At 55.5% G+C, this 25010-nt stretch carries 24 protein-coding genes; 3 read left to right on the top strand and 21 right to left on the bottom strand.

The genetic code is table 11. The features are described 5' to 3' along the window. Window positions 1-13 precede the first annotated feature (13 nt). The 17 genes from VH413_06370 to VH413_06290 form a co-directional block, all read right to left on the bottom strand. Window positions 14-727 carry a hypothetical protein gene (locus VH413_06370; GenBank protein ID HEX3798311.1) on the bottom strand — a complete coding sequence of 238 codons (714 nt, stop codon included), beginning with the start codon at window positions 725-727 and terminating at the stop codon, window positions 14-16. Window positions 728-954: 227 nt separating this feature from the next. After that, on the bottom strand, window positions 955-1263 hold the full coding sequence (locus VH413_06365) for a hypothetical protein (protein HEX3798310.1): 309 nt from the start codon (window positions 1261-1263) through the stop codon (window positions 955-957). Window positions 1264-1278: 15 nt separating this feature from the next. Next, window positions 1279-1419, bottom strand: a complete 141-nt coding sequence (locus VH413_06360; GenBank protein HEX3798309.1) for a hypothetical protein — start codon at window positions 1417-1419, stop codon at window positions 1279-1281. Then, window positions 1416-1904: an SMI1/KNR4 family protein gene (locus VH413_06355; protein ID HEX3798308.1), complete on the bottom strand. Its 489-nt coding sequence runs from the start codon at window positions 1902-1904 to the stop codon at window positions 1416-1418. Before VH413_06355 ends, VH413_06360 begins: the two co-directional genes overlap by 4 nt. 194 nt (window positions 1905-2098) lie before the next feature. Further along, on the bottom strand, window positions 2099-2476 hold the full coding sequence (locus VH413_06350; GenBank protein ID HEX3798307.1) for a hypothetical protein: 378 nt from the start codon (window positions 2474-2476) through the stop codon (window positions 2099-2101). A gap of 93 nt (window positions 2477-2569) precedes the next feature. Continuing rightward, window positions 2570-2839, bottom strand: a complete 270-nt coding sequence (locus VH413_06345) for a hypothetical protein (protein ID HEX3798306.1) — start codon at window positions 2837-2839, stop codon at window positions 2570-2572. A gap of 44 nt (window positions 2840-2883) precedes the next feature. Next, entirely contained in the window at window positions 2884-4215 is a 1332-nt protein-coding gene (locus VH413_06340) for a hypothetical protein (GenBank protein HEX3798305.1), read from the bottom strand. Continuing rightward, a complete protein-coding gene (locus VH413_06335) occupies window positions 4212-4634 on the bottom strand; it encodes a hypothetical protein (GenBank protein ID HEX3798304.1) in 423 nt (140 codons plus the stop codon). Before VH413_06335 ends, VH413_06340 begins: the two co-directional genes overlap by 4 nt. An 18-nt stretch (window positions 4635-4652) precedes the next feature. Beyond that, entirely contained in the window at window positions 4653-5135 is a 483-nt protein-coding gene (locus tag VH413_06330; protein HEX3798303.1) for a hypothetical protein, read from the bottom strand. A 43-nt stretch (window positions 5136-5178) separates the two neighbouring features. After that, the gene (locus VH413_06325) at window positions 5179-5784 is read right to left on the bottom strand and encodes a carbohydrate binding domain-containing protein (protein ID HEX3798302.1); all 606 of its coding nucleotides are present in this window, start codon (window positions 5782-5784) and stop codon (window positions 5179-5181) included. A 169-nt stretch (window positions 5785-5953) separates the two neighbouring features. Next, window positions 5954-6442 carry an RDD family protein gene (locus VH413_06320; protein HEX3798301.1) on the bottom strand — a complete coding sequence of 163 codons (489 nt, stop codon included), beginning with the start codon at window positions 6440-6442 and terminating at the stop codon, window positions 5954-5956. Beyond that, a complete protein-coding gene (locus VH413_06315; protein HEX3798300.1) occupies window positions 6325-6642 on the bottom strand; it encodes a hypothetical protein in 318 nt (105 codons plus the stop codon). Before VH413_06315 ends, VH413_06320 begins: the two co-directional genes overlap by 118 nt. A gap of 75 nt (window positions 6643-6717) precedes the next feature. After that, a complete protein-coding gene (locus VH413_06310; protein HEX3798299.1) occupies window positions 6718-7593 on the bottom strand; it encodes a type II secretion system protein in 876 nt (291 codons plus the stop codon). A gap of 38 nt (window positions 7594-7631) precedes the next feature. After that, complete coding sequence (locus tag VH413_06305) at window positions 7632-8477, bottom strand: type II secretion system protein (GenBank protein ID HEX3798298.1); 846 nt, start codon at window positions 8475-8477, stop codon at window positions 7632-7634. An 80-nt stretch (window positions 8478-8557) separates the two neighbouring features. Then, window positions 8558-11770, bottom strand: coding sequence for a hypothetical protein (locus tag VH413_06300; GenBank protein HEX3798297.1), 3213 nt, complete (start codon window positions 11768-11770; stop codon window positions 8558-8560). Window positions 11771-11984: 214 nt separating this feature from the next. Then, window positions 11985-12635, bottom strand: a complete 651-nt coding sequence (locus VH413_06295) for a response regulator transcription factor (protein ID HEX3798296.1) — start codon at window positions 12633-12635, stop codon at window positions 11985-11987. Between the two features lie 49 nt (window positions 12636-12684). Continuing rightward, window positions 12685-15702, bottom strand: a complete 3018-nt coding sequence (locus tag VH413_06290) for a two-component regulator propeller domain-containing protein (protein ID HEX3798295.1) — start codon at window positions 15700-15702, stop codon at window positions 12685-12687. A 402-nt stretch (window positions 15703-16104) separates the two neighbouring features. Between VH413_06290 and galA the strand changes: the two genes are divergently transcribed. Continuing rightward, window positions 16105-18975: a beta-galactosidase GalA gene (gene galA, locus VH413_06285; protein HEX3798294.1), complete on the top strand. Its 2871-nt coding sequence runs from the start codon at window positions 16105-16107 to the stop codon at window positions 18973-18975. Window positions 18976-19196: 221 nt separating this feature from the next. Here galA and VH413_06280 read toward each other — a convergent pair whose 3' ends face one another. After that, window positions 19197-20141, bottom strand: coding sequence for an HDOD domain-containing protein (locus VH413_06280; GenBank protein HEX3798293.1), 945 nt, complete (start codon window positions 20139-20141; stop codon window positions 19197-19199). A 108-nt stretch (window positions 20142-20249) separates the two neighbouring features. Here VH413_06280 and VH413_06275 point away from each other — a divergent pair, with 108 nt between their 5' ends. Continuing rightward, window positions 20250-21086, top strand: coding sequence for a hypothetical protein (locus VH413_06275; GenBank protein HEX3798292.1), 837 nt, complete (start codon window positions 20250-20252; stop codon window positions 21084-21086). Here VH413_06275 and tgt read toward each other — a convergent pair. Then, entirely contained in the window at window positions 21083-22276 is a 1194-nt protein-coding gene (gene tgt, locus VH413_06270) for a tRNA guanosine(34) transglycosylase Tgt (GenBank protein ID HEX3798291.1), read from the bottom strand. The genes VH413_06275 and tgt overlap by 4 nt on opposite strands. 130 nt (window positions 22277-22406) lie before the next feature. On the opposite strand from tgt, the gene VH413_06265 reads away from it, so the two are divergent. Further along, window positions 22407-23177, top strand: a complete 771-nt coding sequence (locus tag VH413_06265) for a hypothetical protein (protein HEX3798290.1) — start codon at window positions 22407-22409, stop codon at window positions 23175-23177. Window positions 23178-23191: 14 nt separating this feature from the next. Here VH413_06265 and VH413_06260 read toward each other — a convergent pair whose 3' ends face one another. Together VH413_06260 and VH413_06255 are read right to left on the bottom strand one after the other, a co-directional pair. Then, a complete protein-coding gene (locus VH413_06260) occupies window positions 23192-23911 on the bottom strand; it encodes a tetratricopeptide repeat protein (protein ID HEX3798289.1) in 720 nt (239 codons plus the stop codon). 140 nt (window positions 23912-24051) lie between these two features. Then, window positions 24052-24978 carry a HEAT repeat domain-containing protein gene (locus VH413_06255; GenBank protein HEX3798288.1) on the bottom strand — a complete coding sequence of 309 codons (927 nt, stop codon included), beginning with the start codon at window positions 24976-24978 and terminating at the stop codon, window positions 24052-24054. Between the last annotated feature and the right edge of the window lie 32 nt (window positions 24979-25010).

Here is a 25010-nt window from a genome sequence, read left to right as displayed (position 1 = left end):
TAATACACATTTTCTACTTGGTCGTGTTTGGTCTTTTGAATGAGACCAATCGCACATCTGCCGAGGCAACAGTTCCGTGATGGACGTACGAATAACGCGTAACGCCAAGTCCATCCACGATTTCCATGATTTGATAATCCGGGTTAGTGCGGTAGGCAAGAGTCCAAGATGTTACGCGGCTATCGGCCTGAAAACCCTCGACTTTCGGATTTTTTACGCTCCCGTCTTCAACATACCAACAATATTTATTGTCGTCGCGCTCGGTGTCCCGTCCCCAATGTTGGCCTTTTGCGAGAGGCAGGGCTAGCCATTCCTCTGCTGTTGGAGGCATCTTGGAATAATCCTTCGTGAGCGTGCGACCGACGCTCTCTCCTTCCTTTTCGCTGTTGACCAGAATACGGTAAACGCGATTGCTAATGGCGAGTAGTACATTGAATCCCGGTTGCTGCTTCGGCTCATACCAAGCGAGTTCTTCGGGCATCCCACGAACAACAGACGCCCGGACTTCACCCTGTTCCATTACATCAACGACTTCCATGACCCAATGCACGTTTGTGGTAAGAACAACTGTTGAATTCGCCTCCGTCCATTCTACCTTGCCTTCGTACGTCCATTGCATCCCCTTTTCCAAAGGCAACGGACACGGAGCCAAAGGAGAAGCCATCGCGCCCACCGTGCGGCAAAGCCATGCAATGGCGCAAATAAGATAAAACCTTGTGCGCAACATGAAAAATCCGTGGGCCAGCATATGCCTGTACTATCCAGAGTCAACCAATTGCCCAGACCAAATCAGGGTAGCGGTTAAAGCATGACTAAAGGCATTGAGAATTTCGCGCCCGGAGCCAGGACATAAACGATATTTCACTTGTGAGTCTCCGTCCCCAGGCGTGAAAGAATACCCATAATTATCGAGCCACGAACAATTAATCCGTGGTAAACGATTTGAAGCTACCTCTACCGCCTCGGCCCCAACCGTATTCTCACCTCGTTCGGAATTTCGTAATCTTTGAAAAACTCCTCGAAACACGAGAACGACATCGCCTCACGTTGGATCACGACGAAGAAAACCCGTTCACACGCCTCTTCGAGCAGTCCAGCCCTGCGCGTGATTTGCTCTCTGTCCAGAATTGACGAAACAACCGCACGATCAAAGGCCTTCAGCGCCTCAAAAGAATCAACCATCTTTTTGCACGCGGCGAAATAGACCTCCGCCATCTCCTGCCGGATTTCCATCGCAAGCGGATTATCAGAATCAATATCCATACCAGATAACGTAATCTACACCTTCAGCACTTGCCGGACGACCACAGCCAGGCGCAGGCGCTTAAAGTCGCATTTTGACCGGAGCAATGCCGCGCCGCTATCGTACAGCAGAAACCAAGCCGCCATCGCCGGTTTTAGCTCGTTCAGCATTTTCATTTTCCAAGCTGCAGGAATGATTCTAACCAAGCGTCGAAAGAATCCTTCTGCAGATGGACCTCGCAGAATTCGTGATCGAAAAAGAATAGTGCGCTGTCGTCGGGACGCGGGTGATGCTCCTCCCGCTTGAAGCCGAACACGTTGCCCATACTGTCCATAGCAATCGGAACCAACCAGTCCTCCATTCCACCGCTTGAGTAGAGCCGATGCGTCTCGATGATTTCATCGGGCTCGAAGAACTCCTGAACATCGAAACCCGCTCCCTCTGGCCGGTGCTCCGGCTGGCCGCCCGTCACCAACTCAAGAATCCCGGGTGTGAAGGCCGGCCCTTGCTGCGTGAGGAAGCAAATGTAAGACGCGGGAAATGTAACCTTGAGTTCGTCTTCAACCCGACGCAAATCCCCGGCGTTGACTGCCACCAAAGGTGTGGTGCGTGGGGCAGAAAATCGCTTAGCAAAACTACTATGAATTTCCTCACGCAACATTGTTTACATTGAATAATTATTATACTGTGAACGTGCGCGCACTAAGAAAACAAGGCGATTCTCCCCCAAGACATTGAGACTTTCGCGCCCGGAGCCGGGACATAAACGATGCTTCACTTGTGAGTCTCCGTCCCCATACGCGAAAACATTGCGACCGCGCGATAATAATTGACTCCCATAAACAGCCTGCAAATTTATTTGGATAACCGATTTAGGCTCACGACGTAATTGCTGATGGTGATGCAAGGAAAGTTAGTCTGATAACCTTCTTTTTGAATTCTGAGAGCGACCATAGCGGGATTCGACCAGATACTCGCTATTCCTTTGGAATCAGTTTCATACGTATTCGTTTCAAACGGAGTTCCGCCCATGCAAAGCGGGTTTAGCTTGGCTCCAGCAACCGGTTCCTTAGTCGTGCTATCCACCACTTGAACTGTCCACTGCTTATAATATTGCGAGCCCAAATGCTGCCGCCCGCAGCCGCACAAACACGCTGAAAACAGCGCCACCAATAACAAATTAAAAAAGCTCAGGTTTCTTTTACCCGCCAAAAGCTTTTCCATTATTTTCATTATTTTACGCAGCGCTTCCGTGATAACGCATCCCCAAAAATAGACTGATAATAAGGCGTTTTCAACTTCGCAAAGTTCTATTAGATCGGGTCGTCATCTGCTCGATGAATGAATCATCCAAGGCAGAAACGTCACCCCGGCGCCAATCCCCACCGCGACCAGCCAAATAAAAGTGCGCTGCTTGGCAACCGGCCAACTTGCCACTGGCAAAAACCTCAAACCAACCAGCAAAACACCAAAAATCATCACGGACGAAACCACCGCCATCGCAACCACAGTAATAACGTCCGGCGTCGTGAGCAGACCAGCAACCATGCTCATCACCACTGCCGCTATCAATGCTCGCTTGGTGCTTGAACTCATAAAATATAGTCTGAACTAATCTATACTTATACAACGCGCCCAATCTACTTCTTCACTTGCGCCTTCGGCAATTCCGGCTTCGCAATAAATTCCACCGTCCGGCTCCGCTGCACTGCAAAAGTAAAATCCGCCGTCTTCGCCTTCAGCGGAATTTCCCGAAACGAATAGCTGCGCTCGCTGCCGCTGGAACTCCACGATTCGCTATGGTTGGTTTTCCCGCTGTCACAAACCATTTGCAGCAAGTCCAACTGCGTCCCCGGCGACAGTCCGCCGAAATGGAAACTGACAGTGGATACTTGCGAACTGGACCACGCTCCATTCTTGATCGGCGCGCGCCGGCTGATGCTCTCAAGCGTCGCCGAGATGCCCGCGGCATTGGTCGTCCACTCAAGCACATTGGTGCGGTCCAATTCACCCAGTGGCACGTTTTTGAAAACGAACATTTCTTCCGGGCTAAAACCTCCGCTTTTTTTCACTTCGAACTTTATTTTCCACGCGGCCTCACTTGGCCAAAGGCTCGGCGAAAAGGCGAACGATGCGCTTTGCCCGCTCCAGGTCATGCTCGAACTATTGATATGATTGCCCGTGGCGTCGGAAATCTCTACGCCCGCCACCTGCCAGATTTCATTGGAGTTGGAGAGCGAGCGCAATTTCAAATTCACCGCCGTGCTGTTTCTTCCATCCGACCGATTGGTGCCATAGAGCGCCCCGCCATCTATGAAACTCACACTGCCATCGTGACCCGTCTCCATACCCAGCAACGTCACCTCCACATCCCCCGCGCGATGAGTCGCTGGCAAAGGCTCGGCCTGCCATTGGGGATAAGTCTGAGACAACGGATTGTTGAAAAAAAGCCGGTTGGTCAGATGAGCGATTCCCTTGGCATCATGATAAAAAATATTCAACGTCATCTGCCGGTCACGCCGGGGAAACGCGTCAAAATAAAGCGGGTAAACCTGCGACATCGGCATGGAATTAAGTCCCATTTGCCCGCCAGAACTGAAATCATTCCCATCGCCCAGCACCGCTTCGCAATACCCATTGAGCGGAGGCAGCGAAGGGCCATTCGTCCGTTGATCAAGCCACACCAGCAACTGCGGCGTGGCCGTCGCCGTGCTTCCCACAAGCTGAACCCGCGCGCCGAACATCTCGCTCAAAATATCCCGCAAAAACAGCGGCAACCGGCTCGCCACCCGCGCCACCGGACTCCCAATGACATGATTCGTTCCATAAGTCACAGCCACAATGCGCACCAGCGACCCATCCGGCAACCTGACGAACGAAGCAAGCGGCGGCGATTTTCTATCCGCCAGCGCCAGCCAGCACACCAGTGCAATCACCACCACAACCAGTATCGCCGCGAGCAGTTTTTTCATTGGGCCACCGCGGGTTGAGTCACAGCCGATTTGGGCGGCGGCATTTCGATCTCAAATTTTTCAGCGATGATGTGGCTTTGGTCGAGAATGAGAAGACTGAGTTTTAATGGCGGATTAAAGACTTCGCCATCGCCGCCCGGCTCGCATTGAAGGCCGGGTTGATCGAGTAGCAAATGTTGCTCATGATATTGGATCGGCGGACCGCCCTCCATCGTCGCCGGATCCTTAGGTTTGATGGAATACTCGACGGCATTGATACAGTGCAGAATGACGCTTTTTGGATAAGGCATCTTCATCGCGTGAAAGATGACGAGGTGAAGGCGAAGATTAAGATAACCCATCGAGGCCGAATTAATGTTCAGGACGTGCCAGTGCCGATCCTCCTTCAAAAGAGTGACAAAATTCGAGCGCATATTCATAGTAAAAGTGAATCAGATTTACATGTCTCGTGCCGAAAGCCTGCCCGCCCAGCGCCGGCCATTAAAGAGACACGCCGCACCGGCGGCAAACGTGATCAGCGGTTGCGAAAGAGAGTAGAGCGAACTGTTTATTACGGAATCGTAGTCTCTGGAAATGATTACTCTGAGAGCGTAATATAGGTAGGTCAATAAATTGGCCAGATTACCCAGCATGAAATACAGACCCAGAAATATAAACGCGAACGTGTAGAGATCGGCCAGAGTCAAGCCGTTGATTGAAACCGGTCCATCATAACCGCGAGTGATAAACCGAGCGAGAACCGGCGCGAGCAGCCACGCTACGACGCCCCACAAGCCAATGAGCATTGATGGAAGCAGACCGCTAAAAGATTTGGAGCCGTGTATTACGGAAAAAATTTCGATCAAACCGACGGCACCGCTTATACACCACTGCAAACCATAAATCCGCGTAATGACGACGACAATATTGCTGATGGTCATGCGGGCACGATTGCAAATCGCCCGCTACGGGACAAGGATGGAGTTACTTCTTCCGACGCCAAAAAGCCAAACCCGCCACCGGCAGGCCGCCGATCGCCAACGTCGAAGGTTCCGGAGTGGCCAGCGCCACGGAAGCGTCGTCGAAGTTATAGGAATTATTCGAGACAAATCCGAAACCCACCGTCGAACTGGAAGAAGTGGCTTCCACCCTCACCTCGATTTGCGTCCAATCGCCGAAATTCTGATTGACCTCGTCAAGCACCCGCGCGCCGTCCCAGAGGATATAATTATTCCCATTCCCGCCGCTCGTGCCGACCACCCACAACGAAACATCATAATTCAATCCGACCGTCGTCGGAATAGTTTGAGAAAATAAATCCCCCGTCGTGCCATTATCACCGGGACCCGCGCCACAGTAGGCGGAATACGTGCTATTATGGCCGCCTTGAATTCCGAGGAACGGCCCCACCACATTCCAGCCACTGAAACTGCCAGTCTCAAATCCAGGATTCGTAAGCAAATTATCATCCGCCCGAGCCGAACCCGCAAACCCGATCAGCGCCACCGCCACGAGCCGCACTGTACGGTTAGATTTAAAAATGCCGGTAAAGAAATTAAATTTCGCCGCGAAAGTATTTTGATTCATCATTAGTTGTCTGGATTGGTAAATACCCACGACAACTCATCGGCAGATTGACAAAGAAGATTTAGGAAAACTTTTGGCCGTCGAAAAGAAACAAAGTCAGCCTGAAGTCTTCGTGGTTCGCGAGAATTATATGACCAAAAATTAATCCAATAACAGCGATTCTCACCAGCGATCAACCAGCCGGAATCGTGGCTGAGATCATCGGCGGTTCTTTTGCGGCAACCTTGATCACCACCGTGCCCGCGATGAAATCGTGCAATGCCCTCCGCTTCCGATTCGTGAGCAGGACAACCAGCTCACTCCATACCCAAATATTCTCCACAACCTGTTCTGGTTTGTGCCAGGATGGTGCGCGCTCAAGGATTTGCTGCAAACGAAGCTTGGCCGGGATCGCATCGTATTCCGCGTCGGACATGTGTAACGCCGATATCAACAAGGCCACCGACATTAAGATCCCAAAAATACAATCCGGAAGGTATCTCAAAAACGCCTCACGATAGCCGACCGGTTCTCCACTAACTTTCCTAATCCGAATTCCCACTATTAATTTGCCGGGGGTGCCGCCAAGCGCTTCACCAGATAGACGCCATAAAACAGGCCGAACAATATGCCGAGAATTAAATAATATAGGCCAAATAAACGATAATGTCTCCAGCCCCATACCGCTATGGCAGCGGGAAGCAGCATAAATACCATATCCAGCAATATTGCGCCAAGGCGTGGCCAGAATCCGGCATACCGCAATGGGTCAGTCGGCTCAACCGTCATAAATCCACCCAACGATTCAATATATTCACAGCCTTCTTTTAAAATGTTAAACGTCCGAAAACAAGATGATTCCAGCTGGCGAAACCGAGTCATTTATACCAATACGGGAATATTGGCGGAATTGTCTTTATGACGCTTTACTCCACATAAGCACTGTAAATCACCCCTTCAATTCGCCTGCCAATTCGGATGCCGATAGTGATCGTAAACGTATTGATAATCCGGCCCCGTGATCGCCGCCGCGGGATACGCCGCGTGGATGCCATGCGCTTCACTCTGCCCGGCCGCGATGAGCGCGGGATCGTTCCACTTGTGGGATTCAGCATGGCTGTCCGCGAAGGCGCACGTGCTGACATTGCCATGATACATCACCGGCGGATCCGTCCACGTGAATCGTTTCGCGGGCAGTGACCACGTCTGCACCCATGTGCCGTTATTATACGGCGTCGTGGCGGAATCCGAGTCCTCCATGAAAATGAAAGTGGACGAAGCATCGGCCATGGTGATGAGCTTCGTATAGACCGCGCCCGCGCCCCAAAAGTTGTCGTAGGATTCGCCGCCGGCATTTTGCGTTTTGGAATAGCTATCGTAAGCCCAGCCGGGTCCGCCGATCTTGATGATCTTCGCGCGCAGATCGCCGGGACAATGATACACACCCACGCCCGGAATATATTTGCCAAGCGGCGCGGACGCGAAACCATCGCCCACATAAGCCTGCACCTGCGCATCGGACATGCTGGGATTGGGAATGACCGAAATGGGATTCGGCCCCAGGCCGTTGTTCGGCCCGCTCCAATAACCGCCCGCCGGATAGAGCGTGGAATTCGCCACGCCCTTGTCCATCGGCAGGATGAAGTCGGTGTTGTCATCCGCGTAAAGCGAATACGCGTACGCCAGCTGCTTCTCATTATTAATGCACGCGGCCTGGGTGGCCTTCAACTTGGCGCGGTTCAACGCGGGCAATAACAATCCCGCCAGGATCGCAATGATGGCAATGACCACGAGCAATTCAATCAGCGTAAAGCCCGCGCGAAAATTTTTCATGAAACAAAATCCTTGGAGGCGCGCAAGCCGCCGCCGATTTATTTGCGCTGCGTCGTGCTGGCGAGCAGCCACGCAAGGTCGCCGTTGCCGGCTGTGGCAGGAGTATTATTGCCGGGCGGCGGCGAACTGAGGATGGCCGGGTCGGTCCATTTTCTGATGGAGGCATGGCCGTCCGCCCACGAGAGATCGCAGCCCTTGAGATGATAGCTCGCGGGGATGTCCACCCAATCCGTGGAATGCGAACCGGGATCTTCGACAAACCATCCGTCATTGATCGTGCCCGGCGATTCGTCAATCGTCACCCACGTCTGCGAAGGCACTGAAAGGTCCACTTGTTTTTTGAAAACGGTAAACACCGTCGTCGTCAGCAATGATTCGGTGGCAATCGGATTCATCCACGCGTTCATGGACATGCTGCGAATGGTAGGCGCGCCCAGCGGAGAAGGATAATTCGCGGTGCGCGAGTCAGCCGGACATTTATAGACATTGATGTTCTTGAGATACGGATAAAGCAAACCGTGGCGGATCCAATCCTGATTCGTCGAGGTGATGCCACTGGACACACTGCCGAGCACCCAGTTCGCATCAGTTTCGCTGGGTTGATAACCGGCGGCGTAAGGGTTGGGCGCGAGGACAGAAGAACCGCCCGTCTGCACGATAAAATCGGCGTTGTCGCCGGAATACATGATGTAGGCGAGCACGATTTGTTTTTGATTGTTCATGCAGCCGATGGCTTTCCCCTTCGCCTTCGCGGCCGTCAATGCCGGCAGCAACAACCCCGCCAGAATCGCGATGATGGCAATGACCACGAGCAACTCAATCAGCGTAAAGCCCGCGCGGGCGGCTGAACCCGGCACCGCGCGCTGTGATTTGTGGTAACGCATAATTTTCTCGGCTTTCAACTTAACAACCCGCAACCGCCGCTGGCGCCCGGGGAATTCCCCCCCGGCGCCGATGATACTCATTAACGATGTGAGCGGAAGAACTTCGCTCCCGAACTGGCGGACGGAGTGAAGGTCGCCGGGCCATTCGTGGACGTCGCGTTCGCAATATCACTGTAAGGTCCCGCGACATTCGTCGAGCTTTGCAGGATGCCGGTATAGGTGATCACCGCGTTCTGGCCGATGGACACCGAAGGCGTGAACGGCCCCAGCGAAGAGATCGTGCCATAAACTGTCGGATTGCTCGCCGCATTCATCACCGTCACCGAAGGCGAAGCCGGGTCAAGATCACCGGCGAACTTATAAGTCACGCCGAGGTCCGTGCCGCCGAAACCCTGTTGATACTCCGCCTGCATGAAGTAACGATGGCCCGCCACAAGATGAATCAACGCTTGGCCGTTCGCATCCACCGTGGGCCAGAAGTTCATGGCATCCGCCGCCACGACCGACGTCACTTGCGAGATCGCCGCGGGCCAGTTGCCCACGCCATCCAGGCTGTCGTTATATGCCACGAGGAATTGGTCCGAACGATTTTGCAGATCGGCCGTCGCGGGCGAAGCTTCGGCGGCTGAATTATCAAAACCGACATTCGCGTTGATCACGCCAGTCGCCGTGCCATCACCGCGATGGTCGCCAGCCGGGGATACGATGGAAAAATTCGTCCACGAATCTCCGTTCGACCATTGGCTTTCCGCGGCGATGACTTTCAAGTTCGCCGGATCTTCATCCGTGCTGAGCGAGAGACGGCAGCCATCGTCCGCGCAGCAGAAGAACACATAATTCGTGGTCACCGCCGGCGTGAACCAGCCGTATTGGCGTCCGCCAAACTGATTGTTGCCGACGCCATAGAGCAGCAGGTTCAGGTTCTGCGGCGGACCCTGGTCCCAACGTGTGAAGATGACGTTGGTTTCAATATAAGGATGCGGCGTCGCGACCAGGAACACATTGTAATAGGAGTTCTGGTCGAAGCTCGAGGGCGCGCTCCAAATATCCATCACCGCGATTCCGGGATTGAGACTATCGCTCCAAAAATTCGTCTTCGTATTCGTCGCGATTTTGCCGCCGGTCTGATTGATGATGTTATTGATGGTCAATGTCAGCAGGGCCGATTGCGGTTGCAATGTAGTCTGTAATTGCGCCGCCGTTTCCGTGCCGCCATTGATCGCTACCATGATGACATTCGTCACCACCACGCCGTCGTTAAGGGTGTAATTCGTCGCCTGGTCCGCGCCGGTAAGATTCGGCTCGTCATAGGTCAGTTGAATCGTCGAGCCATCATGGATCAGATTGAATCCGACGAGGTGCGGCGGTTGCAACTGCGTGACGGTGATCGTGACCGGCGCAGTAGTAACAGAACCCCACGTGCCCGAAGCATCCGTGGCCACCGAGGTATAAATACCCGCATCCGTGCCCGCCGGCATGGCTGGATCGTTGGTCGCGGCGGAGGCGATGTTCAATGCGCGGGCCGTCGCGTCCGGGATCGCGATGCCATTTTGATACCACTGATAATTGATCGTGCCGTAGTTCTGGATGTTCAAGAGCTGGTTGTTCGACAGCGGCGTGGCCACGGCGGCGGTGTTGGTCATGTTGATGGGAAAACCGGTGAAGGTATTCGCCAGCGGCGCGACGGTGACATAACCCGCATCCATGCCCACCACACTCGCGAGGGTCGTGCCCGCGCGGAACGCATAGATATAAAACGGAAACTCGCCGTTCTCAAACACCAGCATGTTCGCCATCGTGTTCGTGTAATGGAACGAATAACTGCAATCCCACGTGATGCCCGTGGGCGTCAAGTCCAACTGATCGCCATTTCCGGCGTTATAGAACTTCGCGTCTATGGTGGCGTTGCCATTCGAGTGAGTTACTAAATGGCCCAGCACGACGATGCCTTCGCCCTGCGCCATGCCCTGGCGGTTCGTGCCGAACGCGTTGACGAAATAAGGTCCGCCGGTGAAGTTCGTGAGCGACTGCGGATTCGACGCGACGAAAGTCGGCCCGTAAGCCGGATCGTTGATCGGATTATAGATGAGCGAATTTGTATTGCCCGCCTGGCCCAAAGTTCCCTGCGAAATATAAACGGACTTGCTGGCGTTGATGGTGCCGAAAGGGTCTGCGTCATCCGGCGGCCCGAGGAACAGGTTCGTGCCTGTGATGCCGATGGCAACGAAGCCCGCATTTGGATTCGCGCCGTCCGAGAAACCGATGCCGCCCGCGCCCGAGGCCGAGATGTCACCGGAAAATTGCGCGTCGAACAGTTGCCCCACCGTCATCGAAAACCAGTATTCGCCTTCAGCGTTGAAATCAATCGCGTTGGTCTGCGCGAGCGGGCGCACCATCCAGTCGCCACTCGACCACAACGTCGTCAAGCCGCCGGGCCCGCCGCTGTTGTCCTCCACCAGCGCCACCGTCGTGCCGTCCAGATTCGCCGGCAAACCCATCAGCAACGGCTCGGCAAAAAAGCTGCGGATGCTCATGATCGTCGTGTTCGTCGGCGTGCCGTTAAGGCCGCTTTCCAGCGGATTCGTAAGCCACGGCGCGGTCGCCACGAAACCGAGGGAAGACACGTTGTTCGTCACGGTCTGCTTCGCGGGATAGAGGTCGCCGATCTTGTTATAGTCATCCCACGTTTCGCGCACGTTCAAGTTTGCCGCCACCGGCGCGGGTGGCGATGCCAGCGGCGTGACTCGCAGATTATCCATGCGGATCGTCCCGCCCCCGCCGCCGCCGACCTGAAACGTCAGCGAAGTCGCCAGCGAGGGATTATCCAGCAACGCCTGGCGAATGGCCGGAGGAATGGTCCAGGTCAAAGTGGATTCGCTGCCCAAATTCGGACTCTGCGAATAGGTAAAACCATCCAGCGATTGAAAACCCGCGCCCAGCGACCCCGGTTGATTGATGGCGAGATCCCACTGCATGAAAAAACCGAAAGCCGGGCCAGCATCCGCGAGCACGTCCACACTGACCGATGCGCCATGCGCGAGTTGATAAGTGAGCGTCGTCGAAGATGGCCCCGTGAAAGCTGCGCCGTAATCCGGGCCGCTCGCCGCCGCCAACACCCAGCTATAAGTGCCGAGAGTTACTCCATTAGTCGTGCTGAATCCCTGGCTGGTCCAGTTGCCTTCGTCTATCACCCAGCCTTCCTGGGAATTCTCCCAGGAGTTCAGCAACTGAGCTTGAGCCAGTGGAGCCGCGAGGGCACCGAGGCCAATCATCGTGAGGAGTAGTTTTTTCATAGTAGGTGGTTGAGGGTCTTCTGTTGGTTGACGGTAAACGATCAAATTACACAAGCCATTTGCGGGTTTCCAAACGCGGGCATAAATCCGCGCAGGAACGTGGTCGTGCAAGACGGGGCGATGGCTTTCATCCTGCCATGTTAGCCGTGAAGTTTTTGAAGTGAAGAAAAAGCAGGTCGTTAAAATTAACTAGCCCTTGTCTAGTGAATTTTAACTACTCCCGCGGCGCTTCCGGCATGGCGAGGTGGGGAAATTTTGCCAATGCCTGCGCGCGCGAACGGACGTGCAATTTTTCGTAGATGCGCCGCACGTGCGCATTCACCGTCGTGATGCTGATGCGCAAATGGTCGGCGATTTCCTTGTACAAATCTCCCGCCGCCAGCAGCCGCAATACTTCGCGCTCGCGCGGCGTCAAGTCTTCCACCCCGTCCACCTGCTCGGGAGTGCGGCGAAAGGATTGCACCAATTTGCGCGCGATGTTGCTGCTCATCGGCGAACCGCCGGAGTGGACATCCTTGAGCGCCTCGATCAATTCCTCGCGCAAGGTGCGCTTGAGCAGATAACCGCTCGCGCCGCCGGCGAGCGCGTTGAACAAATGGTCGGAGTCCTCATAAACGGTGAGCATGAGAAATTGCGTGTCGGGCATGAGCGTTTTCAACTGCCGCACACATTCGATGCCGCTCATGCGCGGCAGGTTGATGTCCATCAGCACGACTTCCGGCTTCTCCGCGGGCAGCCGCAGCAACGCGCGCTCGGCGCTGCCGTGGTTGCTCACGAGATGAAAATCCCGCGAACGCTTGATCCAGCCCATCAGGATTTCCCGCGTGGGCTCGTCATCTTCAATAATCGAAACGCCTATGCTCACAAAATTCTTATCGCCAATTTTCCACCCGCCCGCCAGCACATTGCTCTCGTCATTTTTTACGAGGCATCGTCGCCGCCATTTTCAAATCCTCAAACCGCGATGCCTTCAACGGCACGGAAAAAGTCCCGGTCGTGCCTGCTTGTGGTGCGCTTTGAATCTCAAAACTGCCGCCGATTTCTTCCAGCCGTAATTTCATGTTCGCCAGTCCGTGGCCGCCTTCCACGCGGTCGGGGTCGCTCGAATTTGCGTGCAGCATTAACCCTGGCGTGAACCCGCGCCCATTATCTTGCGCTGACAATACGAACGCCTTGAGGCCGAGCGTCAGCGTCACGCGCACTTCGGATGCGCCGGAATGTTTCACCACATTGTTCAATGCTTCCTTGAACGCGAGAAATATATTATGCCGCACTTCGGCGGTGACGCGCCACGGCGGCAATTCTTCGGGAATATCCAGGCGCGAACGGACGCCTGCCGAACGCAAATAATCCTGCGCGTATTTTCCCATGTAGATCGCCAGGCTGTCGAGCGAGTCGTGTTCGGGATTCACCGCCCACACAATTTCGTCCATCGCCCGCGTGAGTTCGCGCGCCATGCCGCAGATCTGGTCCACCTGCGCCGCCGCTTCGGGCGCGTTGGTCAAATCGCTGCGCGCGGACTGGCTCAGCATGGAGATGCGCGTCAGGCTCGCGCCGAGGTCGTCGTGGATGTCCTTGGCGATGCGCGTGCGCTCGCGCTCAATGGCGCGCTGGTGTTCGAGCCGGTCGAGTTTCAACCGCATGCGCCGCCGCGTCGCCACCAGCACGCTTCCACCAACCGCCGCCGCCGCGACCAATCCGGTCAGCCCAAAAAACCACCACGTCTGCCAGAAATAGGGAAGCACATTGAATGCGAGCGATGCCCCGTCTTCGCTCCACACGCCGTCGTTGTTGCAGGCCGTCACGCGAAACACGTACGAGCCCGGCGGAATATAACTGAAATCCGCCAGCCGCTTCTGCGACGTTTCACCCCATTCGTGATCAAGGCCGTCCAGGCGATACCGAAACCGTACGCGTTCGGGCGCCATATAACTTAGCCCCGCGTAATCGAATTCTAGCCGGTGATGCCCCGGCGGAATTTTAAGCTCGTTCGTCAGCGCGAAAAGATTCGCCACCGCCAATCCGTCCACGCGCATTTCTTCGATCACCACCGGTGGTGGCTTTGGATTGATGCGAATCGTGTTCGGATTCACGCACGCCAATCCTTTCGCCGTGGGAAACCAAAGGTTGCCGTCCGCGGTTTTGCAACCCGCCGGTTGAAATCCGCCCGAGCATTCCAGTGAAGGCAAGCCGTCGCTCAAGCCAAAATTCAGGCACAGCACTTTGCTGCGCGTCCCATTGGCGCAACTGGCCAGCTCGCTTTTATTGACGCGCATGATGCCGTCGTGCGAACTGATCCAGAAGTTTCCCTGCCCGTCGTCCTCAATGTCGCAAATAACCTCGTCATTGAGTCCCTGCTTTTTTGTGATGGAGGCAAAACGTCCGTCCTTGAAGCGATTCAAACCGCCGCCCAAAGTTCCGATCCACAAGCCGCCGTCTTCGTCCAAATGAAGGCACTGGACAAAATCACTCGATAGCCCATCGCCGCGCCGATATTGCCGCACCTTGCCATTCTGCCGGCAACCAAGCCCGCCGCCCGACATCCCGAACCACACCGTCCCATCCGCAGCTTCGCAAACCGCGCGCACGTCCGGCGAAACCAAATCCGGTTTTCCCGCGAACCAATTTGTTCTGTCGCCACTCACGCACAACAAACCCTCACTCGTGCCTACAAGCATCGCCCCCGTTCGCGAGCGGCAGATCGCCGCGACAAATAAATTCGCGAGACCGGCGGGACGCTCAAAACGTCCGTTCGTCTGCGCGTAAACCCCGCCGCCCCACGTGCCCGCCCAAATTCCGCCGGGCGCATCCGGCGCGACCGACCACACATACCGATGCTCAAGCCCCACCGCCTCGGTGAAATTTGTCCAAGTCTCGCCATCGAACGAATACAGTCCCGCGCCTTCCGTGCCCATCCACAATCGCCCGTCTTTTCCGGCATCCACCGCCAGCACGGCGCGGCCCTCCCACGCATCGGGCGGCGCCATTTTTTTCACACTCACCGCCCGCAACATTGCCAGCCCGCCGTTGCCGGTTCCCACCCACAAATTGCCTTCGCGATCTTCGCACATCGAATTGATCCAATCACTCGACAAGCCGTTCGTGCGGCAAAATCGCATCGAATCGTGCCCCGGCAACGCGATATACAACCCGTGGTCCGAAGTCGCCACCGCCAAATATCCCGAGCGCGTCTCGATCATCGCGGGCGAAGGCGCCCAATCCGACGGCGCGGGTTCAAAATCGGCGGCCCACTCGCCATTTTTCCAGAGCTTGATGTGATGCTCCATCATCACCCAAAGCCCGCCGTCGTGCGTCGCGCAAATTCCCTGCACATAAGTGTTCGTCGTCGTGTTGGTCAAAATCGGATGCAACTTGCCCCCGTCGAGAAAGGAAACATCCGTATCGCGCTGGATCCAAAAACCGCCGCGCGGATTTTTCGCCACCGCGAGCAGATGCACCGGGCGGTCGTTGGAACATTCGATCACCGCGCCGTCTTTCACGCGTCCGAGTTCGCCGTGCTGGTTCAACAGCCAAACATCGCCCGCCGCATCCGAGCAGATCGCAAAAATTTTCCCGCCCAGCCAATGCGCCAGCACCGGCACCGCCGAAAATTTTCCCGCCTGGTAAGTCGTGACATCCCCGTTGTCGTGGCCGATCCACAGCGTGCCGTTCGTCCCTTCAAACAAACACGTGACATGGCTGCTGCGCATCTCCGGGGCGTTGCCGCTGTTGAAGACCTCGAAGCTTGTGCCGTCGAAACGCGCCAGGCCGCTGCGCGTGCCGAGCCAAAGAAATCCGTCGCTGGCCTGAATGACGGCGGTGACATTGTTTTCGGGAAGCCCGTTGTCGCCCATCTGCCACAGGCGAATAAAATAATCCATGCCATTGGTCGCCATGGGTGTGGTGGCTAAGGCGTGGAAAAATGGTGCCAATATTATCAGCAGCGCGAAAACGATTTGGATTTGCGGCGAGAAAAATGTTCGCCCGCTTCGGATGCATGCGCCAGCGCGCGGTCGCGGACATTTCGAAACTGGACGCGGGGTGAACACACGCGAGATTTTGTTGCAGCCCGCCACCATGCGCAAGGAATATCCAAATAACGTCAATTCAGGTGCCAGCTTAAAAGTTTCCTCCCCCGGTTTCCCTCGTAATTTTTAACGACAAGCCAAGGACGCGCCCGTTGGCCTAAACTGTCCGTCCAGCATCGGATCGTTTTGCGTTCGCTCACGGGAATTTGGTTTGCCCGCGAAATTTCAAAACCCCTGCTCGGGAAAATGATGAGCGTCAATCGCGCAAAGATTATTCGCGGCGGCAGAATTTTTTTCTGCGCCGCTGTGTTGATTAGCCTGGCCGTGCTGGGCGTGGCGCACGCGGAAGATCAAGCCACCAATGGCGCCGTGCGCGAACGCTTGCTGATGGATTTCAACTGGCGGTTCGCCTTCGGCCACGCGCGCGAGCCTGGCAAGGATTTCGATCCCGCCGGAAATTATTTTTCTTACTACGCCAAGGCCGGCAACGGCGCGGGCGCGGCGGCGGTTGATTTCGACGACCGCGGCTGGCGCTTGCTTGACCTGCCGCATGATTGGGCCGTGGAGGTTCCGTTCGACCGTGCGGGCAGCGCGAGTCACGGTTACAAAGCCATTGGCCGGAATTTTCCCGCGACCTCCGTCGGATGGTATCGCAAAACTTTTTTCATTCCCGCGAGCGATGCCGGGCGGCGCATCAGTGTGGAATTCGACGGCGTCTTCCGCGATTCGACAGTTTGGGTGAATGGTTTTTATCTGGGCCGCGAGGCCAGCGGCTACACTGGTTTCAATTATGACCTGACCTCCGTGCTTAATTACGGCGGCGAAAATGTCATTGCCGTGCGTGCGGATGCCTCGCTGGAGGAAGGCTGGTTTTATGAGGGCGCGGGGATTTACCGTCATGTGTGGCTGGAAAAAACCGCGCCGCTGCATGTGGCCGATCACGGAACTTTCGTCAGCAGCGAAGTCACGAATAACCTCGCCACCATTACCGCGCGCGTCACCGTGAACAACGATGACACCAATTCAGTTCCATTTGAAATTGAGCAGACGATTCTCGATGCCAACGGGCAGCCGCTCGCGAGCGGCGTATCAAAATCACTGTCGCTGGCTGCTGGCACGCCTGGTGAATTTTCGTCATCGCTCACCGTCACAAATCCCGCGCTTTGGTCATGCGAATCACCGTATCTGCATAAGCTGGTCACCACCATTCGCACCGAAAACGCGGTCGTGGATCGTTACGAAACTTCCTTCGGCATTCGCACGGTGCGCTGGGATGCGAACGAAGGTTTTTTCCTCAATGGCAAGCACGTTGAACTCAAGGGCACGTGCGACCACGAAGACCATGCTGGCGTCGGCGCGGCGGTGCCGGATGAATTGAATATGTTTCGCCTCACGCAACTCAAGAAGATGGGCTCGAACGCCATTCGCACCAGCCACAATCCGCCGACGCCGGAGTTGCTCGACGCTTGCGACCGCCTCGGCTTGCTTGTGATGGACGAGAATCGCCGGATGGGCGCAAGCCTGGAAGTTCTCAGCGAACTGGAAAGTTTCATCCGCCGTGATCGCAATCATCCCAGTGTCATTATCTGGTCGCTCGGCAATGAGGAATGGAACCTCGAGGGCAATGAGCGCGGGCGTCGCATCACCGAGGCGATGCAGTCGCTTGTGCAGCGCCTTGACCCGACGCGGCGCGTGACTTCGGCAATCAGCGGCGGCTGGGGTTACGGCGCGTCCACGATTGTGGATGTGATGGGCCTCAATTATTTCAGCCACGGCAGCGAAGACCAGTTTCACGCGAAATTTCCCGGCAAGCCGATGGTCGCGACGGAGGAAGCCAGCACTTTTTCCACTCGCGGGATTTATGTCACCGACCGCGACCATCAACATTTGAGCGCCTACGACGTAAACAAACCTGATTGGGGCGAACTCGCGGAACCCGCGTGGACGCATTATGTCGAGCGGCCGTACATCGCCGGAACTTTTCAATGGACCGGCTTTGATTATCGCGGCGAGGAAACGCCGTTCGGCTGGCCCGCGATCAGTTCGCAATTCGGCATCATGGACGTCTGCGGTTTTCCCAAGGACAATTTTTATTATTACCAGGCGTGGTGGTCGGATGCGCCAGTGCTGCATTTGTTTCCGCACTGGAATTGGCCGGGGCGCGAGGGCGAAGACATTGACGTGTGGGTGCAGAGTAATTGCGAGGAAGTCGAGTTGTTCCTCAACGGTCAAAGCCAGGGCCGCAAAAAGATGCCGCGCAATTCGCATCTCGAATGGAAAGTGAAATATGCGCCGGGCACGCTGCTCGCGCGCGGCTTCAATGGCGGAAAGGAAATTCTCGCCGACCAGCGGGAAACGACCGGCGCGCCCGCCGCGATCCAACTCACGCCGCATCGCGAAAATCTTCGCGCTGACCGCGAAGATGTTTCGGTCATCACCACTCAAGTGAACGACGCGCAAGGCCGCCTCGTTCCCAACGCCACGAACGAAATCACTTTTTCCATCACCGGGCCGGGTCGGATCATCGGCGTGGGCAACGGCGATCCCTCGTCGCATGAGCCGGATAAATTTGTCGAGACCACGAGCGCGTTGCCGCTGGAGAATTGGCGGATGAAAACGGTGGAGTCGCTAACAAACCGCCCGGAGATGGCCTTCGAGGTGGATGATTCGAATTGGCAAACGGTGTCGTTCAAGCCCGGCGATGGGCGCGGCAATCGAAATCAAAATGCGCAACCCCTCGTGTATCGCGCAAGTTTCGAGCGACCGGCCAATGCGGGCGATGCGGCCCTCACACTGGTCTGGCGCGCGACGGGTGATGAAGAATCAGTGTGTCTCAACGGGCGTCCGCTGGCGCATGGCGCGAACTGGAATGACGGCAACGTGGCTTTTGAATTGCCACCGGAAAATTTACGAGATGGAAAAAACATCATCGCGGTTGCGCTGAAAAATTCGCGGGACTCACGGCGCAATCCAATCACCGGCGAGCCGGGCCTAGTGTGCGTGACAAAACCTTGCGGCCCATGGAAACGAAGTCTCTTCAGCGGCCTCGCGCAAGTCATCGTGCAATCCACCGGCGAGCCTGGTCAAATCGTGCTGACCGCGCATTCGCCGCAAGTGGCGGATGGAGTGTTGAAATTGAAGGCCGTTGCGGTCAGCGTCCGGCCTTTCGTGCAGTGATAGATTATCGGGTTCGTAAGCAGCGGCATTTCACTTCCCCCACGGACCGCGGGTCTATGACCCGCAGCAATTCCCGTGAAGATTGCCGCTCACGATTTGGAAATCATTTAAAAAACCAACTGTTTGGTTCTTGCATATAGAACGATGCGGGCGGAGCCATAAGCCGCTTGACCCTATTGACCTTGCTGCGGATCGCAGACCCGCGGTCCATGGGGATCGGACTATTTTTTTGCCGCGGGCGAGGTGGATTTCCCCTTGGTGGGCGTGGCTAAAAGCGCGGCTTCGAGTTTTAATTGATCATCCACCTGCACGGTGATCGCCGCGACGGCGTCGGCATCCAAATTGAGCGCTTCAATCGCTTTCGTGAAATTATTCAGGCTGGCCGGGTCGCTGGCCGACCGTTTTTTCCAGCCGTTCGCGATCATGTCCGCGAGGGTGACCACCGCCGTCAGTTCCGCCGAAGCCACTGCGGCGGCTACGTCATGATGATAACGAACCGCGATCACAATTTCCGGGGCCAATCCCCAGCGATCCAGCAAACGTCCGCCGATCTCGCTGTGATCAAATCCGAAATCCTCTTTTTCCGATTGCGAAATGGAGCCGCCTGAAGTCTTGAATTTCTGGAACAGCATCCGGTAGCGCATGCCTTCCGCCGAGGCCAAAACGATTTTGCCAATATCATGCAGCAAGCCGGCGATGAACGCCGCGTCGGAATCCTCTCCCGTCGCCTTGGCCACCACACTTGCCGCCACGGCGGTCGCTTTGGAATGCCGGCAAAGCGCTTCGACCACCAGCACCGACTCGATGTTATCCAGCGAAATGCTGCGCGTCGCTGAAATCATCATGACGATGCGATAGACTTCGTAAAACCCGAGCCGTGCAATCGCCTCGAACATGTCCGCCACATTTTTTTCACCACGATAACGCGGCGAATTGCAGCACTTTAAAACTTCCGAAGTCAGCGAAGGATCGCGGCTGATGAGCGTGGCGACCTCGTCAATGTCCGGATTCGCCTGTTTGAAAATCGCCATCAATTTCAGCATGAGCGAGGGCGTGGGCGGAAGCGTCTTTACGGCATCAAGGTAGATGTCGAGTTTGTCTTTGCGCGGACCCGGGGCGGACTTCGCGGACGTCTGGTTTTCTTCGATTGGATTTTCTTTACTCATCCTAATCTATCATGGAAAACGGTTTTTTAGGGCGCAAGGCATTTCGTAAAATTTATTGGTGCGCGATAGCGGCGCGACTATAGTTTTTCAATGCGCCGTAGATTTTTTGTGTTATTCTATTTGGTTATTGCCGCCGTTTCTGCTCGCGCCGATGAGTCATTCCCAACCTTGAAAGCCGGCGGGAACACTTACAGCAACGTCACCGTCACCACGGTCACGGCAACGGATATTTATTTCAAGTCCGACCAGGGGCGCACGAATGCGAAATTGAGCGCGCTCGATCCCACGATGCAAAAACATTTTCATTACGATTCCACTCCCAGGATTTCGCCCGAACAGGCGCTGGCTTCGGCCATGGCGCCCTTCGATCCCGTGATTGACAGCACGAACGCGCAATCGGTGATGGACGACGCCCTCCGCCGCGTGAAGGCCATCGTGAATCAGCCGGTGCACAAATTCGCCCGCGCGGCGAACATGGACGTGGGAATATTTCGACCGGGCTGGTTTCACCCCGGCGCGAATATACCGGACTACAACAATGTGGACATCCGCACCACGGTGGAATCTCCTTATGCGCAAAACCGCTACGTCACTTCGGATTTGAATCCGGGCGTGGTGTTTCTTGGCGCCGAACTGGAATTCAACGCGAATACAAAATACTTTTATATTGATCGCACCTTGCCAAAGAAAAAACTTACCGAGGCGGAGATGGTGCAGATCAACCATCTCTATCGCATCATCGGCAAATGCGAAAGCACCCTTCATCCCGTAGTCACGGACGAAACGGTTACCAATTTAGTCACCGCCGAAACTGATGCCGTGCCGAACCCGCCGATGTTCAGCCGCGATTATTTGTCACTGCACAAAAAACAGTTGTTGATGTTCGGCGTGGGATTGCTGGTTGTGGCGATTGCGCTGCAACTAATTTTTAAGAAGCGGGCTTAGGTTTGTATGCCGGCTTTGCTTGCCTCCTCGCGCGCGGCGAGAATTTTATTCGACGGCACGAAATTCGCAATGAACTCGCGGCGGAATTCCGCGAACGTCCCCGCCGCAATCGCCGCGCGGATGTCCACCATCAGCTTGAGATACATGTGCGAGTTGTGGACGCTCACCATGCGCAGGCCGAGGATTTCATTCACCTTGAGCAGATGCCGTAAATACGCGCGGGTGAAATTTTTACAGGCATAACATTCGCAGCCTTCCTCGATGGGCCGGAAATCCAACTTGTTAAAACCGCCCTTGATGTTGACGGCGCCTTTGGTCGTGAACGCGGTTCCGTTGCGCGCGACGCGGGTCGGCAAAACGCAATCGAACATATCCACGCCGCGCGCGACGAGTTCCACCATTTGCGCGGGCGTGCCCAGGCCCATCGCGTAACGCGCCTTGTGCGCCGGCAAAAACGGCTCGGTCAGTTCCACCGCTTTCATCATCTCGGGTTCGGGTTCGCCGACGCTCACACCGCCGATGGCGTAACCGTCAAATTCCATCGCGACCAATTCCTTCGCGCATTGTTCGCGCAACGCGGCGTCGCTCCCGCCCTGCACGATGCCGAAAACCATTTGTCCATCGGCGCGCGGCTGCTCGCGGCATTCACGCGCCCAGGTAATGGTGCGTTCGACGGCATCGCGCATCTCATGAGGCGCGCTCGTGTGCGCGGGACATTCGTCAAAAACCATCGCAATGTCCGAAGCGAGCACGCGCTGGATGTGCATGGATTCCTTCGGCCCGAGAAATAACAATGAACCGTCGAGATGCGAACGAAATTCGACGCCGTGCGCCTTGACCTTGCGAATCTTCGCGAGGCTGAAAACCTGGAAGCCGCCGCTGTCGGTGAGGATGGGCTTGGGCCAGTTGATGAATTTGTGGAGGTCGCCGGCGGCAGTAATAATTTCCAGACCGGGACGCAGGTGCAGATGATAGGTGTTGCCGAGAATGATTTGCGTGCCCATTTCGAGCAGTTCGCGGGGGTCGAGCGCCTTCACGCTGCCCTGCGTGCCCACGGGCATGAACGCGGGAGTATCAATCACGCCACGCGTGGTAGTGAGCCGGCCCAGCCGCGCGCGCGATTGCGTATCGGTCTTGAATAATTCAAACATGAACCGCGGATTTAAGCGCGAAACGGGGCGTTTGAACATGAGAAATTACGTGAGTCGAAACCTTGTTTAACCGCGGAGACGCGGAGGCGCGGAGAAAAAACAGAAGGAGCAAGAGACAAAAATTTTGGGTGGCCTTCTCTTCCTCAAATTATTACTTTCTCGAAAAGGCATGGATAATTCAAACGCAGAAAAGCAAACGGGCGCGGCACAAAATCAAGTTGTCGTGGTCACGGGGATTTCCAATCGCGAATTTCTGGAGCAATACGCGCGTCCCGGCCGCGTCGGGCTTTGCGGCGGCAGCACGCTCGTGGACAAGGCCATCCTTCGCGCCGAGCGGCACATTGATCCCCTTGGCGAGTGGGGCGCGTGGTCACATGCATTTCTTTTCCAGGGTTCGCGCCACGACGGCCATCATTGGGTGATCGAATCGGACATCCAGATCAATCGCAAACATATCCGGCTCGGCGTGCAGGAAAATCGCATCGCGAAATATTTCGACGAGAATTTTTACACGACGCTGGCGGTGCTGGATTTCGCTTTGCCCGAAACGTCGGTGGCGAAGTTGCTGCATGAAGGCCTGGAACTGGTGGCCGCGCGCACGCGATATTCGCTGCGAGAACTGATCGGCACGCTGATCGCGCTGCGCGAGCCGAAATTGCGCGCGAAGGAAAATTTATTGGCGCGCGAAAGTTCGATTTATTGCTCGGCATTCGTCCAACATTTGTTCGGCAAAGCGGGCCTGGATCTCGTGCCGGGCATCGCGGGAAAAAACACCACGCCGGAAGACATCTCACGCACCTCCGTGCCGCATGTGACATATATTTTACGACGCGAGCAGCCGGAGAAAAAATCGGGTGGATTGAAGGCTCGCCTGCATGGCCGCGTGCGGGCACGAATTGATAAAGTGAAGGAGCTTCGGAAAAAGCGAAAGGGCGTTTAGTCCTGTTTGGCTAATTACGCGGCGGTTTCAGTGCCGGCTTCAGCAGCAGCGGCAGCCGCTTCTGCGGCAGCGGCTTGCTTGGCTTCAAGACTTGCGTAATAAAGACCAAGATTGTGTTGGGCGGTTTTGTCGCCCTGCTTGGCGGCGCGGCAAAACCATTTCACCGCTTCGGAATTGCTTTGCGGAACTCCGCGACCGGTCTGGTAACACAAACCCAAATTGCATTGCGCCGGGCCTACTTCCTGGTCAGCGGCAGCCAGATACCATTTCACGGCTTCAGCATAATCCTGCGGCACAACCTGGCCCATCTCGTAAAACACGCCGAGATTGAATTGCGCCTGGGGTTCGCCCTGGTCGGCGGCGGCGTGATACCATTTGACGGCTTCGGCATAATTTTGCGTCACGCCCTGGCCGGTTTCGTAAAGCACACCCAAATTGAATTGCGCGGCGGGATCATCCTGCTCGGCGGCTTCGCGGAACCACTTGGCCGCTTCGCCGAATTCCTGCGGCACACCCCAGCCGTTGAGATAGCAAACGCCGAGATAACATTGCGCGGAGGAATCGTTTTGTTCCGCGGCTTTGCGCAACCAAATCACTGCCTGGGTATAATCCAGCGGCACGCCCTGGCCGGTCTGGTAGCAGATGCCGATGTAGCATTGCGAAGCCGGATCTCCGGCTTCAGCGGCTCTTTTGATATCCTCAAAGGATTGCCAGCTTGTTTGGTTGGTTGACATGGGTTGGTCAAGTGTGCCGCGAAACGGTAGCCGTATCGGCGACCACACAACTCACTATAAATTACGATGAGCCAAATTCAAGTTCACATTTAAATAGACGGATTGCGTCGGTGAAATGTAACGAAAAACGTATCTTTTCGCTAAAAACCACGCCCTGGCGTCCTCATTTCCGGCCCTGGATTCATGGAACGCATCACTTCGCTTACGCGCTGATGAATCATGAAATCGTTTTTATCTTTTGAATCGGCGGTTTGATCTGCGATCTGTTGAAGTAAAGGAGCAGCCAGTTGAAAATCGGCATAGTTGTGGCTGAGTATGCCCAGCAAAGAATTCACATAAGTGAAATCCTTTGAAGTCTCCAATCCACGAAGCACCAGCGGCATGTAAATAGCCGGCTCACCGCCAATCTCCGCCACACTGTCGGCAGCGGTCAATGCGGCGGTGGCATCGGAGCCATCAATTATTTTTTTCAATGCGGGAACCGCCGCGATTGCCGGGGAACCGATATCACCCAGCACTTCAACGGCCGCCTTGCGGACTTCAGGATTGGGACTTGAAAGGCACTCGATGAGCAGCGGCACAGATTCAGGCGCTATAAATTTTAAAGCCAGTTGAGCTGAAACCCTTTCTCTTTCTCTTTTCAAACTTAAATCTGGAATGAGGCTTTGAGCTACGATTACGCGTGCGTCATGTCCAAGATATCTCAAAGCCCAAAAGGCCAAAAATGGATCGGTGCGATGTCCCGAAAGTTGGTTTATCCACAACGGGTCTCCTCGGTCTCTAATATATTTATGCTGCACCAGCCATCCGGTCAATCGCTGGCGCAGCGAGATCGGCGGCTCTTTAAGCCACTTCGACAAAACCAGCACGTGATTAGTGCTTAAATTGCGAATCACCGACCGCGCTGTTTCTCGTAACGGCTCGGGTGACCCGGTATTGGCAAGCTCGATCCATTTGCTCAATGGTTTGCCATTTATATATGGATCGCGTGTCTGAAGAACCCAATAAACGCCCACGCCGATGGCGATGATCAGCAGGCAAATATTGATGAACCAGCGTTTGTTCATGGTGAGACAATTCTCGGTCGTGCACTAAGCCT

The organism is Verrucomicrobiia bacterium (assembly GCA_036268055.1).
In the GTDB taxonomy this organism is placed as follows: Bacteria; Verrucomicrobiota; Verrucomicrobiia; order Limisphaerales; family Pedosphaeraceae; genus DATAUW01.
Note: the sequence above shows the minus strand (reverse complement) of the source record. Positions and strands in the feature narration are given on the sequence as shown.

What these genes read in the sequence shown, in the direction of transcription:
- VH413_06330 (HEX3798303.1), bottom strand. Translation starts at nt 5,135, where the DNA reads ATGACCATCAGCAATATTGTCGTCGTCATTACGCGGATTTATGGTTTG.
- VH413_06355 (HEX3798308.1), bottom strand. Translation starts at nt 1,904, where the DNA reads ATGTTGCGTGAGGAAATTCATAGTAGTTTTGCTAAGCGATTTTCTGCC.
- VH413_06310 (HEX3798299.1), bottom strand. Translation starts at nt 7,593, where the DNA reads ATGAAAAATTTTCGCGCGGGCTTTACGCTGATTGAATTGCTCGTGGTC.
- VH413_06350 (HEX3798307.1), bottom strand. Translation starts at nt 2,476, where the DNA reads ATGAAAATAATGGAAAAGCTTTTGGCGGGTAAAAGAAACCTGAGCTTT.
- VH413_06315 (HEX3798300.1), bottom strand. Translation starts at nt 6,642, where the DNA reads ATGACTCGGTTTCGCCAGCTGGAATCATCTTGTTTTCGGACGTTTAAC.
- VH413_06340 (HEX3798305.1), bottom strand. Translation starts at nt 4,215, where the DNA reads ATGAAAAAACTGCTCGCGGCGATACTGGTTGTGGTGGTGATTGCACTG.
- VH413_06365 (HEX3798310.1), bottom strand. Translation starts at nt 1,263, where the DNA reads ATGGATATTGATTCTGATAATCCGCTTGCGATGGAAATCCGGCAGGAG.
- VH413_06255 (HEX3798288.1), bottom strand. Translation starts at nt 24,978, where the DNA reads ATGAACAAACGCTGGTTCATCAATATTTGCCTGCTGATCATCGCCATC.
- VH413_06335 (HEX3798304.1), bottom strand. Translation starts at nt 4,634, where the DNA reads ATGAATATGCGCTCGAATTTTGTCACTCTTTTGAAGGAGGATCGGCAC.
- tgt (HEX3798291.1), bottom strand. Translation starts at nt 22,276, where the DNA reads ATGTTCAAACGCCCCGTTTCGCGCTTAAATCCGCGGTTCATGTTTGAA.
- VH413_06345 (HEX3798306.1), bottom strand. Translation starts at nt 2,839, where the DNA reads ATGAGTTCAAGCACCAAGCGAGCATTGATAGCGGCAGTGGTGATGAGC.
- VH413_06305 (HEX3798298.1), bottom strand. Translation starts at nt 8,477, where the DNA reads ATGCGTTACCACAAATCACAGCGCGCGGTGCCGGGTTCAGCCGCCCGC.
- VH413_06265 (HEX3798290.1), top strand. Translation starts at nt 22,407, where the DNA reads ATGGATAATTCAAACGCAGAAAAGCAAACGGGCGCGGCACAAAATCAA.
- VH413_06260 (HEX3798289.1), bottom strand. Translation starts at nt 23,911, where the DNA reads ATGTCAACCAACCAAACAAGCTGGCAATCCTTTGAGGATATCAAAAGA.
- VH413_06370 (HEX3798311.1), bottom strand. Translation starts at nt 727, where the DNA reads ATGTTGCGCACAAGGTTTTATCTTATTTGCGCCATTGCATGGCTTTGC.
- VH413_06320 (HEX3798301.1), bottom strand. Translation starts at nt 6,442, where the DNA reads ATGGGGCTGGAGACATTATCGTTTATTTGGCCTATATTATTTAATTCT.
- VH413_06280 (HEX3798293.1), bottom strand. Translation starts at nt 20,141, where the DNA reads ATGAGTAAAGAAAATCCAATCGAAGAAAACCAGACGTCCGCGAAGTCC.
- VH413_06360 (HEX3798309.1), bottom strand. Translation starts at nt 1,419, where the DNA reads ATGAAAATGCTGAACGAGCTAAAACCGGCGATGGCGGCTTGGTTTCTG.
- VH413_06300 (HEX3798297.1), bottom strand. Translation starts at nt 11,770, where the DNA reads ATGAAAAAACTACTCCTCACGATGATTGGCCTCGGTGCCCTCGCGGCT.
- VH413_06325 (HEX3798302.1), bottom strand. Translation starts at nt 5,784, where the DNA reads ATGATGAATCAAAATACTTTCGCGGCGAAATTTAATTTCTTTACCGGC.